Genomic DNA, 13,609 nt, shown 5'->3' with positions numbered 1-13,609 from the left:
ATGGTTAAGGTGTATGCACCGGCTTCAATCGGTAACGTCAGCGTCGGTTTTGACGTGCTCGGCGCGGCCGTTTCACCGATCGACGGCACATTGCTGGGGGATTGCGTCAGCGTTGAGGCAGCCGACGCGTTCAGCCTGGAAAATGCCGGGCGTTTCGTCAGCAAGCTGCCTGCCGATCCGCAAGACAACATCGTTTATCAGTGTTGGCAGCGTTTTTGTCAGGAAATCGGTCGCGAGGTTCCGGTGGCGATGCGGCTGGAAAAAAACATGCCGATCGGTTCCGGCCTCGGCTCCAGCGCTTGCTCGGTGGTCGCCGGGCTGATGGCGATGAACGAATTCTGCCATCGTCCGCTCAATGAAATGCAGTTACTGGCGCTGATGGGCGAATTGGAAGGGCGTATTTCCGGCAGCGTGCATTACGACAACGTCGCCCCCTGCTATCTCGGCGGCCTGCAGCTGATGCTGGAAGAAGAAGGCTTCATCAGCCAGCAAGTGCCATGCTTTAACGACTGGCTGTGGGTGATGGCGTATCCGGGCATCAAGGTATCCACCGCCGAAGCGCGCGCTATCTTGCCGGCTCAGTACCGCCGCCAGGATTGCATCAGCCACGGGCGTTATCTGGCAGGCTTTATTCATGCCTGCCACACCCAGCAGCCGAAACTGGCGGCCAAACTGATGCAGGACGTGATTGCCGAGCCGTATCGCACCCGTCTGTTGCCAGGATTCGCCGAAGCGCGCAAGGCCGCGCAGGATATCGGTGCGTTGGCTTGCGGTATTTCGGGTTCCGGCCCCACGCTGTTTGCCGTTTGTGACGACGGCGCAACCGCACAGCGCATGGCCGACTGGCTGAAGAATCACTATCTGCAAAACGACGAAGGTTTTGTTCATATTTGCCGTCTGGATACCGCAGGCGCACGACTATTGGGATAACGCATGAAACTGTACAATCTTAAGGATCACAACGAACAGGTCAGCTTCGCACAGGCGATCAAACAGGGCCTGGGCAAGCAGCAGGGGCTGTTCTTCCCGCTGGAACTGCCGGAGTTCGAACTGACCGAGATCGATCATCTGCTGGAGTTGGATTTCGTTACTCGCAGCACGCGTATTCTGTCTGCCTTTATCGGTGAGGAAGTCAGCGAAGAAGCGCTGCACAAGCGGGTCAAGGCGGCGTTCGAGTTCCCGGCACCGGTGAAGCAGGTGCAAGATGACATCGCCTGTCTGGAGCTGTTCCACGGCCCGACGCTGGCGTTCAAGGATTTCGGCGGCCGTTTTATGGCGCAGATGCTGGCGGAAGTGGCTGGCGATGAACCGGTGACCATTCTCACCGCCACCTCCGGTGATACTGGTGCCGCGGTGGCGCATGCGTTCTATGGCCTGAAAAACGTGCGCGTGGTGATCCTGTATCCGCAGGGCAAGATCAGCCCGCTGCAGGAAAAACTGTTCTGCACGCTGGGCGGCAATATCCATACCGTGGCTGTCGACGGTGATTTCGACGCCTGTCAGGCTCTGGTAAAACAGGCGTTTGACGATCGGGAGTTGAAACAGGCGCTGCATCTCAATTCCGCCAACTCGATCAACATCAGCCGCCTGCTGGCGCAGATTTGCTATTACTTCGAAGCGGTGGCGCAACTGCCACAGGAAGCCCGTAACCAGCTGGTGGTTTCGGTGCCCAGCGGCAACTTTGGTGATTTGACGGCGGGTTTGCTGGCCAAGTCGCTCGGCCTGCCGGTGAAGCGTTTTATCGCCGCCACCAATGCCAACGACACGGTGCCGCGTTTCCTGGTGAACGGTCAATGGCAGCCTAATGCCACCGTTGCTACCCTGTCCAACGCCATGGACGTCAGCCAGCCAAACAACTGGCCGCGGGTGGAAGAGCTGTTCCGTCGCAAAATCTGGCAGTTGAAGGATCTGGGCTATGGCGCGGTGAGTGATGAAACCACCAAAGAAACCATGAAGGAGCTGGCGGCGCTGGGCTACATTTCCGAGCCGCATGCGGCGATTGCCTATCGACTGCTGCGCGACCAACTGAAGGAAGGGGAGTTCGGGCTGTTCCTGGGTACCGCGCATCCGGCCAAGTTCAAGGAGAGCGTTGAAGCGATCCTGGAGCAGCAACTGGCGTTGCCCAAGGCGCTGGCGCTGCGTGCCGAACTGCCGCTGCTGTCGCATTCGCTGAGCGCCGACTTTGCCGAATTGCGCAAGTTCCTGATGGCATTGCCGGCCTGACGGTCGCGCAACCAGCGTTGAAAAGCCGTCATCTGACGGCTTTTTTTACTGTTCCGGGCGCTTGAACACCAGTTCGTTACCGCTGGATGCCGCCCGATCGAAGGCGTAGCCTTCCAGATTAAAATCGGCCAGCTGTTCGGCGTTGGTCAGACGATTTTTGATGATAAAGCGGCTCATCAGGCCACGGGCCTTCTTGGCATAGAAGCTGATGACCTTGTACTTGCCGTTCTTCTCGTCGAGGAACACCGGTTTGATCAGCGTGGCGTGCAGCTTGGCGGTTTTGACCGACTTGAAGTATTCGTCTGACGCCAGGTTCACCACTACGTTATCGCCTTGCTGCTCCAGCGCTTCGTTCAGCTTTTTGGTGATGTGCTCACCCCAGAAACTGTACAGATCCTTGCCCTTGGGGTTTTCCAGCCGGATGCCCATCTCCAGACGGTACGGCATCATCAGATCCAGCGGACGCAATACGCCGTACAGGCCGGACAGCATGCGCAAATGCCGTTGTGCAAAGTCAAAGTCCTGCTCGCTGAAGTCGTGCGCCTGCAAGCCGGTATAAACGTCGCCCTTGAACGCCAGCAGCGCCTGGCGGGCGTTGTCCGGGGTAAAGCTCGGTTGCCAGTCGCTAAAACGTGCGGCGTTCAGCCCGGCCAGCTTGTCGCTAATGCCCATCAGGCTGGAAATTTGCGCCGGCGTCAGTTCACGACAGATCTTGATAAGCTGCCGGGATTTATCCAGCAGTTCAGGTTGCGTGAAGCGTTCAGTTGCCAGCGGGCTTTGGTAGTCGAGGGTTTTAGCAGGGGAAATAATAACGAGCATGGCCACATCCTGTTTATCAAAGTGTGGATACTGTAGCAAAAAGCGCGGGGAAAAGGGGCAATTGGTCTGATAGGGCGCACTTTAGGTGCGCCCTGAATCGTTGCTGGTTACTGCGGCTTGTCATTATCCCAGACGCCGGGCTCCAGTTGGGATTTCAGCTCCGGATAATGCTGCGGATCGAAGGTCGGCAATTTGCCCAGTGCGCGCTGTTGGTTGTAATCGCGCGCCAGCTTCAATGCCACGCGGGAAAGCAGCAGGATTGCCGTCAGGTTGGTGATCGCCATCAGCGCCATCGCGGTATCGGCCATTTTCCACACCATCGGCAGCTCCGCCAACGCGCCGAACATCACCATTCCCAGGGCCACGCAGCGGAAGACCAGCAAGCGCGCGGGGTGATTGTGCTCCAGGAAGATCAGATTGTTTTCGGCATAGGCGTAGTTGGCAATAATCGACGTAAAGGCAAAAAAGAAGATGGCGATGGCGACAAACGGCGATCCCCAACTGCCGACCGCGCTGGACAACGCACGCTGCGTCAGTTCGATACCGCTGATGCCGGCGGTCGGGTTATCCAGCGCGCCGGAAGCCAGAATAATCGCCGCGGTGGCGCTACAGATGACGATGGTGTCGATAAATACCCCGAGCATTTGTACGTAACCTTGCGAAGCGGGGTGCGGCGGATAGGGCGCTGCAGATGCCGCGGCATTCGGCGCCGACCCCATGCCGGCCTCGTTGGAGAACAGGCCGCGCTGTACGCCGTGGGTCATGGCCTGAGAAATCCCGTAGCCCACCGCCCCGGCCGCGGCTTCTTGCAGACCGAAGGCGCTTTTGACCACCAGGGTGAAAATGGCCGGGATTTGCTCAATATGCTGGGCAATAATCCAAAAGGCCAGCAGCAGATAGGCGATAGCCATGATCGGCACCACCAGTTCCGCCACGCGGGCGATGGAGCGAATGCCGCCGAAGATCACGATGCCACTGAGTATCACCAGACCGATACCGACATACAGCGGGTTAAAGTCGAAGGCGACTGCGCTGGCCTGGGCAATGGAGTTGGCCTGAACCGCGTTGAATACCAGACCGAAGGCGATGATCAGGAAGATGGAAAACAGCACCCCCATCCAGCGCATTCCAAGGCCCTTTTCCATGTAATACGCCGGGCCGCCACGGTAGTTGCCGCGATCGTCGCGGGTTTTATACAGCTGGGCCAGGGTGCTTTCAATGAACGAGGTGCCCATGCCGATGAAGGCCACCACCCACATCCAGAAAATGGCACCCGGGCCGCCGGCGGTCAGGGCAATGGCAACGCCGGTCAGGTTGCCGGTGCCAACGCGAGCGGCCAGCGTAGTACACAGCGCCTGAAAGGAAGAGATCCCTGAACTGTCGCTTTTATTGCTGTTCTTTAGCACCGAGAACATGTGGCCGAAGTGGCGTAACTGAATAAAACGGGTGCGCAGGGTGAAGTAAATGCCGGTACCAAGCAGCAGATAGATCAGTACCGAACCCCATAAGATATTGTTAATGAAATTAATCAGATCCGTCACGGATCCCTCCTTGTTAGCGACGTAAGGCGCACAGCGCGGCATTCACCGGGGGTGAAAATGCATGGGTCTGGTTTTTTTACTCGCGTTCAGCCGAAAGCGGGCGCGTTTTGGCGAGCCGAGGTTTTTCTCAGGTTTTTCTGTCAATTGCACACAATTTTGGAAATTTAACATAATTTTTTCAACCCAAAGCACGTTATTGTCTTTTAAACCTGTAGGAAATGGCGAAAGATATCGGCGTAAACGGTTGCTCGCCCAAGGATAAAACACCTGCTGTCTGGCCACGATTTTCCAGCCTTGCGCCGGGCCTCGCGCATGTTATTATCAGGAAAGGGCATGGTTGAACGATGCCAAAAGTTCATGCACAAACGATGAGATAATGCCAACATGACCGATAAATTGACTTCCCTACGTCAGCTCACTACGGTGGTTGCGGACACGGGTGATATTGCTGCAATGAAGCTGTATCAACCGCAAGACGCCACAACCAACCCTTCGCTGATCCTCAATGCAGCCCAAATTCCTGAATACCGCAAACTGATCGACGAAGCCATTGCCTGGGCGCGTGAGCAGAGCAGCGATCGCGAGCAGCAAATCGCCGACGCCGCCGACAAACTGGCGGTTAACATTGGTCTGGAAATCCTGAAGCTGGTACCAGGTCGCATCTCTACCGAAGTGGACGCGCGTCTGTCTTATGACACCGAAGCCAGCGTTGCCAAGGCCAAGCGTCTGATCACACTGTATAACGAAGCCGGTATCAGCAACGATCGCATTCTGATCAAACTGGCTTCGACCTGGCAGGGGATCCGTGCGGCGGAGCGTCTGGAAAAAGACGGCATCAACTGTAACCTGACGCTGCTGTTCTCCTTCGCTCAGGCTCGCGCCTGCGCCGAAGCCGGCGTCTACCTGATTTCTCCGTTTGTTGGCCGTATCCTCGACTGGTACAAGGCGAACGGCGACAAGAAAGAGTTCGCGCCACACGAAGATCCGGGCGTGGTTTCGGTTACCGAGATTTACCAGTATTACAAACAGCACGGCTACGACACCGTCGTGATGGGCGCCAGCTTCCGTAACGTTGGTGAAATCATCGAGCTGGCCGGTTGTGACCGTCTGACCATCGCGCCTGCATTGCTGAAAGAGCTGGCAGAAAGCGAAGGCGCGCTGGAGCGCAAACTGTCCTACACTGGTGAAGTCAAAGCGCGTCCGGCGCCGCTGACCGAGCCTGAATTCTACTGGCAGCACAACCAGGACCCAATGGCAGTTGAAAAACTGACCGACGGTATCCGCAAGTTTGCCGTAGACCAGGGCAAACTGGAAAAAATGATCGCCGATCTGCTGTAATAACCGCAGACAACCTGGAAAAAGGTGGCTTAGGCCGCCTTTTTTTATGTGCGCGGCTCCCGCCGACGGCCAGACGCCGTATACTCTGCGCATTGATAACAGGAGGGGAAACAACCCGTCCGACTCCATCAGGCAGTAGAGGTTAAGCATGGATACATTACGCATTGGTTTGGTTTCAATTTCTGACCGCGCTTCCGGCGGCGTTTATCAGGACAAAGGCATTCCGGCGTTGACCGAATGGCTGGCTGGCGCGCTGGCGACGCCGTTCAAACTGGAAACCCGTCTGATCCCCGATGAACAGACGCTGATTGAACACACGCTGTGTGAGCTGGTGGACGAGATGGGTTGCCATCTGGTGCTGACTACCGGCGGTACCGGCCCGGCGCGACGCGATGTGACCCCGGACGCCACGCTGGCGATTGCCGACCGCGTGATGCCGGGGTTCGGTGAGCAAATGCGGCAAATCAGCCTACACTATGTGCCGACGGCAATTCTTTCACGCCAGGTGGGGGTGATCCGTAAGCAGGCGTTGATCATCAACCTGCCGGGGCAGCCGAAGTCGATCAAGGAAACGCTGGAAGGCGTCAAGGATCCGCAGGGCGGCGTGGTGGTGCATGGCATTTTCGCCAGCGTGCCGTACTGTATCCAACTGCTGGAAGGCCCGTACGTGGAAACCCATGATACGGTGGTCGCCGCTTTTCGCCCTAAAAACGCGCGCCGGGAATCCAACTGATAACGGCGGCGGCAAAAGGTTAAAGAGTAGGGTGGTGTGAAAATATTTTGCCGTTATAGTAAGCATACGTTTACAGCGTGTCTGCGGATACGCGCGATTCCATCTGCTTCCTCTGACGGTACCCTATGCATGACGATAATAATCGCCGGTTGAACCGGCAAGACTATAAAACTCTGACGTTGGCGGCGCTGGGCGGGGCGTTGGAGTTTTACGATTTCATCATCTTCGTTTTCTTCGCCGCAGTCATGGGTGAACTGTTCTTCCCGGCAGACATGCCTGAATGGCTGCGCCTGGTGCAGACCTTCGGTATCTTTGCCGCCGGCTATCTGGCCCGGCCGCTGGGCGGCATCATCATGGCGCATTTTGGCGATCTGGTGGGCCGTAAAAAGATGTTCAGTTTGAGCATTTTATTGATGGCGTTGCCGACGCTGGGTATGGGCCTGTTGCCCACCTACGCCAATATTGGCATCGCTGCGCCGTTATTGCTGCTGTTGTTGCGCATGCTGCAAGGTGCCGCGATCGGCGGCGAGGTGCCGGGCGCCTGGGTCTTTGTGGCCGAACACGTACCGCGCCAGCGCATTGGCTTCGCCTGCGGGACCTTGACCGCCGGGCTTACCGTCGGCATCTTGCTGGGGTCGTTGGTGGCGACCATTATCAATACCACGCTCAGCCCGGCAAGCATTGTCGCCGGCGGTTGGCGTATTCCGTTCCTGCTGGGCGGTGTGTTTGGTTTGGTAGCCATGTATCTGCGCCGCTGGTTGCGGGAAACGCCGATCTTTATCGAAATGCAGGCGCGCAAGGCGCTGGCGGAAGAGTTGCCGCTAAAATCGGTGGTGGTAAACCATAAGAAAGAAGTGGTGGTGTCGATGCTGCTGACCTGGCTGTTGTCGGCCGGTATCGTGGTGGTGATTCTGATGACGCCCACCTACCTGCAAAAACAGTTCGGTATCGCACCGGCGCTAACCTTGCAGGCCAACAGTATTGCCACCATCATGCTGATTTTCGGTTGTATCAGCGCCGGGCTGGCGGCGGATCGTTTTGGCGCCAGTAAAACCTTTATGGTGGGGAGCGTGCTGTTGGCGGCATGCAGCTGGTGGTTCTATCAGACGGTGGGCGTTCGCCCTGAAATGCTGTTTGCCTGCTACGCGCTGGTGGGGTTTAGCGTGGGCGTGGTGGGAGCGGTACCTTATGTGATGGTGCGTGCTTTCCCTGCGGAAGTGCGATTTAGCGGCATTTCGTTTTCATATAACGTTGCGTACGCCATTTTTGGTGGTTTAACCCCAATATTTGTGACCTTGATCATGAAGTTAACCCCGTTAGCACCCGCTTACTATGTGTTGGCGCTGTCGGCGATTGGGCTGGCGTTGGGGATTTACCTGCATCGCGACCTGAACAGTGAACATCAGGCACAGCGTAGCGGATCGCTGGTATGAAAAAAGCCCTGCGTTTAACCCGCAGGGCCTGATATTGATACAGTTTATGCTTGTGTTGCCAGCCTGGCTTCTGCCGTCGGCTTGACTTCGCCGATCGGCAGCACCTTGCGGCCCAACTGTTCGTTAAGCACTTCTGCCATAGCCAGATAAATGGCGCTGGCGCCGCACAGCATCCCTTCGTAACCGGCAAAGCGCAAAATAGCCGCGTTGCCGGTGATGTTGCCGATCGCCAGCAAGGCAAACAGCAGCGTCAGACTGGCGAACACCAACTGTAATGCCCGGTTGGCGCGCAGCGTGCCGAAGTACATGAACAGCGTGAAGATGCCCCACAGGGCCAGATAGACGCCGAGGAAGGGGGCGTCGGTTGGCTCAGCCAGCCCCAGGCGTGGTAGCAGCAGCATGCCGACCAGGCTCAGCCAGAAACTGCCGTAGGCGGTGAAGGCGGTCAAGCCAAAGGTATTGCCTTTCTTGTATTCGAGCAGCCCGGCGAGAATCTGTGCCAGCCCGCCGAAGAAAATCCCCATGCTGAGAATAACGGACGTCAGTGGAAAAAAGCCCGCATTGTGCAGGTTCAGCAAGACGGTGGTCATCCCGAAGCCCATCAGACCCAAAGGGCCAGGATTCGCCAACTTGTTGGTGTGCATATGTCCTCTGTAATAACAGAAAATTAATGAAAACAGCTTATTTAAAAAAGAAATGGCCTGAGTGGCGGAAAAAAGGCTAATTTCCATCAGAGCGCGCGGCATCATAATGATCCGCCGAGCAGGAAACAATGATCTGACAGGGCATAAAAAAGAAATTTTTTTCGCCTTGCCCCTTGATGCCGCTCTGGATGACCCCATCTTATTCTCAACCGCAGTTGCTAACCGCGTTGAGGCGTGAACTTTCGGGCAGTTGAAAAGCAAAAAAACGCCCGCATATTGGTTAGCAACCTGACCGAACATGAATTTATTAGTGGAGACGTTTAGATGGGCAAAATTATTGGTATCGACCTGGGTACTACCAACTCTTGTGTAGCAATTATGGATGGCAACAAGGCACGCGTGCTGGAAAACGCCGAGGGCGACCGCACAACTCCTTCGATCATTGCATATACCCAGGATGGTGAAACTCTGGTTGGCCAGCCGGCTAAGCGTCAGGCTGTTACTAACCCGCAGAATACCCTGTTTGCGATCAAGCGCCTGATTGGCCGTCGCTTCCAGGACGAAGAAGCACAGCGTGACAAAGACATCATGCCGTACAAAATCATCGGGGCTGATAACGGCGACGCATGGCTGGAAGTGAAAGGCCAGAAAATGGCACCGCCGCAGATCTCTGCCGAAGTGCTGAAGAAAATGAAAAAGACGGCGGAAGATTACCTGGGTGAACCGGTAACTGAAGCGGTTATTACCGTTCCGGCCTACTTCAACGATGCGCAGCGTCAGGCGACCAAAGACGCCGGCCGTATCGCGGGCCTGGAAGTAAAACGTATCATCAACGAACCAACCGCAGCGGCTCTGGCCTATGGCCTGGATAAAGAAGTCGGCAACCGCACCATCGCGGTTTATGACCTGGGTGGCGGTACCTTCGATATTTCGATCATCGAAATCGACGACGTTGACGGCGAAAAAACGTTTGAAGTGCTGGCGACCAACGGTGATACCCACCTGGGCGGCGAAGACTTCGACAGCCGTCTGATCAACTATCTGGTTGATGAATTCAAGAAAGACCAGGGCATCGATCTGCGTAACGATCCGCTGGCGATGCAGCGTTTGAAGGAAGCGGCGGAAAAAGCGAAGATCGAACTGTCTTCTGCTCAGCAGACCGACGTAAACCTGCCGTACGTGACGGCAGACGCCACCGGTCCTAAACACATGAACATCAAAGTGACCCGTGCAAAACTGGAGTCACTGGTAGAAGATCTGGTTGCACGCTCGATTGAACCGCTGAAAGTTGCGCTGAAGGACGCCGGCCTGTCGGTTTCCGACATTCAGGACGTGATCCTGGTGGGCGGCCAGACCCGTATGCCAATGGTACAGAAGAAAGTTGCCGATTTCTTCGGTAAAGAGCCGCGTAAAGACGTTAACCCGGACGAAGCGGTAGCAATCGGTGCTGCGGTACAGGGCGGCGTGTTGGCCGGTGATGTGAAGGACGTGCTGCTGCTGGACGTTACCCCGCTGTCGCTGGGTATCGAAACCATGGGCGGTGTGATGACGCCACTGATCACCAAAAACACCACCATCCCGACCAAGCACAGCCAGGTATTCTCGACCGCTGAAGACAACCAGTCTGCAGTTACCATCCATGTGCTGCAGGGTGAGCGTAAACGCGCCAACGATAACAAGTCGCTGGGTCAGTTCAACCTGGACGGCATTCAGGCAGCACCGCGTGGCATGGCGCAGATCGAAGTGACTTTCGACATTGATGCCGACGGCATTCTGCACGTTTCTGCCAAAGACAAGAACACCGGTCGCGAGCAGAAAATCACCATCAAGGCTTCTTCTGGTCTGAACGAAGAAGAAATCCAGAAAATGGTGCGTGATGCCGAAGCCAACGCCGAGTCTGACCGTAAGTTCGAAGAGCTGGTACAAACGCGTAACCAGGCGGATCACCTGATCCACGGCACTCGTAAGCAACTGGAAGAAGCAGGTGAGCAATTGCCGGCTGAAGACAAAACGGCTATCGAAAGCGCACTGAAAGATCTGGAAGCCGCAGCGAAGGGCGAAGACAAAGCCGACATCGAAGCGAAAACCCAGGCGTTGGTGCAGGTTTCCGGCAAACTGCTGGAAATGGCACAGGCTCAGGCGCAGGCACAGGGTGCTGACGCCGGTGCAGACAACGCGGCGAAGAAAGACGACGACGTGGTCGATGCCGAGTTTGAAGAAGTTAAAGATAAAAAATAATCGCCCTTAAGCGGGCACGGTAACGCCGACGGTGGCGTTACCGGAAACCAGCACGGGCGTCGAGGCAACTCTACGCCCGTGCACGCATGTTAAGGGTTTGCAAAATAATGGCGAAAAGAGACTATTACGAGGTTCTTGGCGTCGCCAAAACGGCGGATGAGCGCGAAATCAAAAAGGCCTACAAGCGCCTGGCGATGAAATACCATCCGGACCGTAACCAGGAAACAGACGCCGAAGCCAAGTTTAAAGAGATCAAGGAAGCGTACGAGATCCTGACCGACGACCAAAAACGTGCCGCTTATGACCAATACGGTCACGCCGCGTTTGAGCAGGGCGGGATGGGCGGTGGCGCCGGCGGTTTTGGCGGCGGTGCCGACTTTAGCGATATTTTCGGCGACGTGTTTGGCGATATCTTTGGCGGCGGTCGCCGTCAGCGCGCCAGCCGCGGTTCCGATCTGCGTTACAACATGGAACTGACCCTCGAAGAGGCGGTGCGTGGCGTAACCAAAGAGATCCGTATTCCAACGCTGGAAGAGTGTGACGTCTGCCATGGCAGCGGCGCCAAGCCGGGCAGTTCACCGGTGACCTGTCCAACCTGTCACGGCCAGGGCCAGGTGCAAATGCGCCAGGGCTTCTTCACCGTGCAGCAGGCATGTCCACATTGCCATGGCCGCGGCCAGATCATTAAAGATCCTTGCAATAAATGCCACGGTCACGGCCGGGTGGAAAAATCCAAAACGCTGTCGGTGAAAATTCCTGCCGGCGTGGATACCGGTGACCGAATCCGTCTGGCGGGCGAGGGCGAAGCTGGCGAACATGGTGCGCCAGCTGGCGACCTGTACGTTCAGGTTCAGGTGAAGGCTCACCCGATCTTCGAACGTGAAGGCAACAACCTGTATTGCGAAGTGCCGATCAACTTTGCCATGGCAGCGTTAGGCGGTGAAATTGAAGTGCCGACGCTCGATGGACGCGTCAACCTGAAGGTGCCAGCGGAAACTCAGACCGGCAAGCTGTTCCGCATGCGCGGCAAAGGGGTTAAATCCGTACGTGGCGGCAGCCAGGGCGATCTGCTGTGCCGCGTAGTGGTGGAAACCCCGGTCAAACTCAATGATCGGCAGAAACAGCTGCTCAAAGAGCTGGAAGAGAGCCTGGGTGGCCCGTCAGGTGACAAGAACAGCCCGCGTTCGAAGAGCTTCTTCGATGGGGTGAAAAAGTTCTTTGACGATCTGACACGTTAAGCGTTGCCGTTATTCTTCTATGAAAAACCCCGGTTTTAGCCGGGGTTTTTATTTGCCGCAAGACCTGCGATAACCCTATTAAAAGTGTGACTTAAGGCCTTCATTGATCGGAAATTACGATCTTTACAGCATTAATAAACTTATTTTTTCGAATCATTATGCGGGCTATACTCAGTTTATCGTTTGGAAAGCGAAGCGGAAACGCGATGCTGATACCGGGAGTAAACCGAGTGACCAATATTATTCGTCAATTTTTACGTCAGGAAGCCGCTGGCGGCGTAATACTGATCGTGGCGGCCATTATTGCATTGATCATGGCCAACACGCCGGCCCAGGGGATTTATCAGGCCTTCCTGAATTTACCGGTGATGGTGAAGATTTCCTCGCTGGAAATTGCCAAGCCGCTGCTGCTGTGGATCAACGATGGCCTGATGGCGATCTTCTTCCTGGTGGTCGGGCTGGAAGTCAAACGCGAGCTGATGCAAGGCTCGCTGGCCGGGCGGGATAAAGCCGTTTTCCCGGCCATTGCCGCGTTGGGCGGCATGCTGGCGCCGGCGCTGATTTACCTGCTGTTCAACGGCGCCGATGAAGTGACGCGTCAGGGCTGGGCGATCCCGGCGGCGACGGACATTGCCTTTGCGCTTGGCGTGATGGCGCTGCTGGGCAACCGCGTGCCGACCAGTCTGAAAGTCTTTTTGCTGGCGCTTGCCATCATTGACGACCTGGGCGTCATTATCATTATTGCGCTGTTCTATACCCATGAGGTGTCGATGACGGCACTGGGAGTGGCGGCGGCGGCGGTAGCGCTGTTGGCGATCATGAACTGGCGCGGGGTGGGCAAAACCTCCATTTATATGATTGTCGGGCTGGTGCTATGGGTGGCGATCCTGAAGTCTGGAGTGCATGCAACCCTGGCCGGTGTTATTGTCGGCTTTATGATCCCGTTGAACGTCAAGAAGGGCCCGTCGCCTTCGGAGACCCTCGAGCATGAGCTGCATCCGTGGGTGGCGTTTCTGATCCTGCCATTGTTTGCCTTTGCCAATGCCGGCGTATCACTGCAAGGCGTCACGCTCGACGGGCTGACCTCGTTGCTGCCAGTAGGCATTGCCGCCGGGTTGTTTATCGGCAAGCCGTTGGGCATCTTCCTCTTCAGCTGGCTGGCGGTGAAGATGGGTATCGCGCGTCTGCCGGAGGGGATCGGATTTAAACAGGTATTTGCCGTTTCGGTGCTGTGCGGTATTGGTTTCACCATGTCGATCTTTATCGCTTCGCTGGCCTTCAGCGAAACCATGGTTACTTTGAGCACCTATTCACGTCTGGGTATCCTGTTGGGGTCGACGACGGCGGCGATAGTTGGCTATAGTCTGCTGCGCCTTTCGTTGCCAAAAGTAAGGTAGTTCGA

The 13,609-nt window shown here is 56.3% G+C and carries 11 protein-coding genes; 8 read left to right on the top strand and 3 right to left on the bottom strand.

Annotated features, from left to right (window positions below):
* Both thrB and thrC read left to right on the top strand, forming a co-directional pair.
* On the top strand, window positions 1-930 hold the full coding sequence (gene thrB, locus AC2AXP_RS16340) for a homoserine kinase (RefSeq protein ID WP_004955497.1): 930 nt from the start codon (window positions 1-3) through the stop codon (window positions 928-930).
* 3 nt (window positions 931-933) lie between these two features.
* Window positions 934-2,223, top strand: a complete 1,290-nt coding sequence (gene thrC, locus AC2AXP_RS16335; RefSeq protein WP_004955495.1) for a threonine synthase — start codon at window positions 934-936, stop codon at window positions 2,221-2,223.
* A 45-nt stretch (window positions 2,224-2,268) separates the two neighbouring features.
* On the opposite strand, the gene yaaA is transcribed toward thrC, so the two are convergent.
* Complete coding sequence (gene yaaA / locus AC2AXP_RS16330) at window positions 2,269-3,042, bottom strand: peroxide stress protein YaaA (protein ID WP_004955493.1); 774 nt, start codon at window positions 3,040-3,042, stop codon at window positions 2,269-2,271.
* A 107-nt stretch (window positions 3,043-3,149) separates the two neighbouring features.
* Complete coding sequence (locus AC2AXP_RS16325; protein ID WP_371901988.1) at window positions 3,150-4,583, bottom strand: alanine/glycine:cation symporter family protein; 1,434 nt, start codon at window positions 4,581-4,583, stop codon at window positions 3,150-3,152.
* 384 nt (window positions 4,584-4,967) lie between these two features.
* Here AC2AXP_RS16325 and tal point away from each other — a divergent pair, with 384 nt between their 5' ends.
* The 3 genes from tal to AC2AXP_RS16310 all read left to right on the top strand — a co-directional run bounded on the left by tal (window position 4,968) and on the right by AC2AXP_RS16310 (window position 8,087).
* Window positions 4,968-5,921 carry a transaldolase gene (tal, locus tag AC2AXP_RS16320; protein ID WP_004955487.1) on the top strand — a complete coding sequence of 318 codons (954 nt, stop codon included), beginning with the start codon at window positions 4,968-4,970 and terminating at the stop codon, window positions 5,919-5,921.
* Between the two features lie 148 nt (window positions 5,922-6,069).
* A complete protein-coding gene (gene mog, locus AC2AXP_RS16315; RefSeq protein WP_004955484.1) occupies window positions 6,070-6,654 on the top strand; it encodes a molybdopterin adenylyltransferase in 585 nt (194 codons plus the stop codon).
* Between the two features lie 125 nt (window positions 6,655-6,779).
* Window positions 6,780-8,087, top strand: a complete 1,308-nt coding sequence (locus tag AC2AXP_RS16310) for an MFS transporter (RefSeq protein WP_004955483.1) — start codon at window positions 6,780-6,782, stop codon at window positions 8,085-8,087.
* 44 nt (window positions 8,088-8,131) lie between these two features.
* On the opposite strand, the gene satP is transcribed toward AC2AXP_RS16310, so the two are convergent.
* The gene (satP, locus tag AC2AXP_RS16305) at window positions 8,132-8,731 is read right to left on the bottom strand and encodes an acetate uptake transporter (protein WP_039992430.1); all 600 of its coding nucleotides are present in this window, start codon (window positions 8,729-8,731) and stop codon (window positions 8,132-8,134) included.
* A 324-nt stretch (window positions 8,732-9,055) separates the two neighbouring features.
* Between satP and dnaK the strand changes: the two genes are divergently transcribed.
* The 3 genes from dnaK to nhaA all read left to right on the top strand — a co-directional run bounded on the left by dnaK (window position 9,056) and on the right by nhaA (window position 13,604).
* Window positions 9,056-10,969 carry a molecular chaperone DnaK gene (gene dnaK / locus AC2AXP_RS16300; RefSeq protein ID WP_004955479.1) on the top strand — a complete coding sequence of 638 codons (1,914 nt, stop codon included), beginning with the start codon at window positions 9,056-9,058 and terminating at the stop codon, window positions 10,967-10,969.
* 107 nt (window positions 10,970-11,076) lie between these two features.
* A complete protein-coding gene (gene dnaJ, locus AC2AXP_RS16295) occupies window positions 11,077-12,207 on the top strand; it encodes a molecular chaperone DnaJ (protein ID WP_039991184.1) in 1,131 nt (376 codons plus the stop codon).
* 230 nt (window positions 12,208-12,437) lie between these two features.
* The gene (nhaA, locus tag AC2AXP_RS16290; protein ID WP_039992429.1) at window positions 12,438-13,604 is read left to right on the top strand and encodes a Na+/H+ antiporter NhaA; all 1,167 of its coding nucleotides are present in this window, start codon (window positions 12,438-12,440) and stop codon (window positions 13,602-13,604) included.
* The last annotated feature ends 5 nt before the right edge of the window (window positions 13,605-13,609 follow it).

The organism is Serratia sp. Sp408, from assembly GCF_057180665.1.
Note: the sequence above shows the minus strand (reverse complement) of the source record. Positions and strands in the feature narration are given on the sequence as shown.

Coding starts and splice junctions, on each gene's coding strand:
- thrB (WP_004955497.1), top strand. CDS start 1: ATGGTTAAGGTGTATGCACCGGCTTCAATCGGTAACGTCAGCGTCGGT.
- thrC (WP_004955495.1), top strand. CDS start 934: ATGAAACTGTACAATCTTAAGGATCACAACGAACAGGTCAGCTTCGCA.
- yaaA (WP_004955493.1), bottom strand. CDS start 3,042: ATGCTCGTTATTATTTCCCCTGCTAAAACCCTCGACTACCAAAGCCCG.
- tal (WP_004955487.1), top strand. CDS start 4,968: ATGACCGATAAATTGACTTCCCTACGTCAGCTCACTACGGTGGTTGCG.
- mog (WP_004955484.1), top strand. CDS start 6,070: ATGGATACATTACGCATTGGTTTGGTTTCAATTTCTGACCGCGCTTCC.
- AC2AXP_RS16310 (WP_004955483.1), top strand. CDS start 6,780: ATGCATGACGATAATAATCGCCGGTTGAACCGGCAAGACTATAAAACT.
- satP (WP_039992430.1), bottom strand. CDS start 8,731: ATGCACACCAACAAGTTGGCGAATCCTGGCCCTTTGGGTCTGATGGGC.
- dnaK (WP_004955479.1), top strand. CDS start 9,056: ATGGGCAAAATTATTGGTATCGACCTGGGTACTACCAACTCTTGTGTA.
- dnaJ (WP_039991184.1), top strand. CDS start 11,077: ATGGCGAAAAGAGACTATTACGAGGTTCTTGGCGTCGCCAAAACGGCG.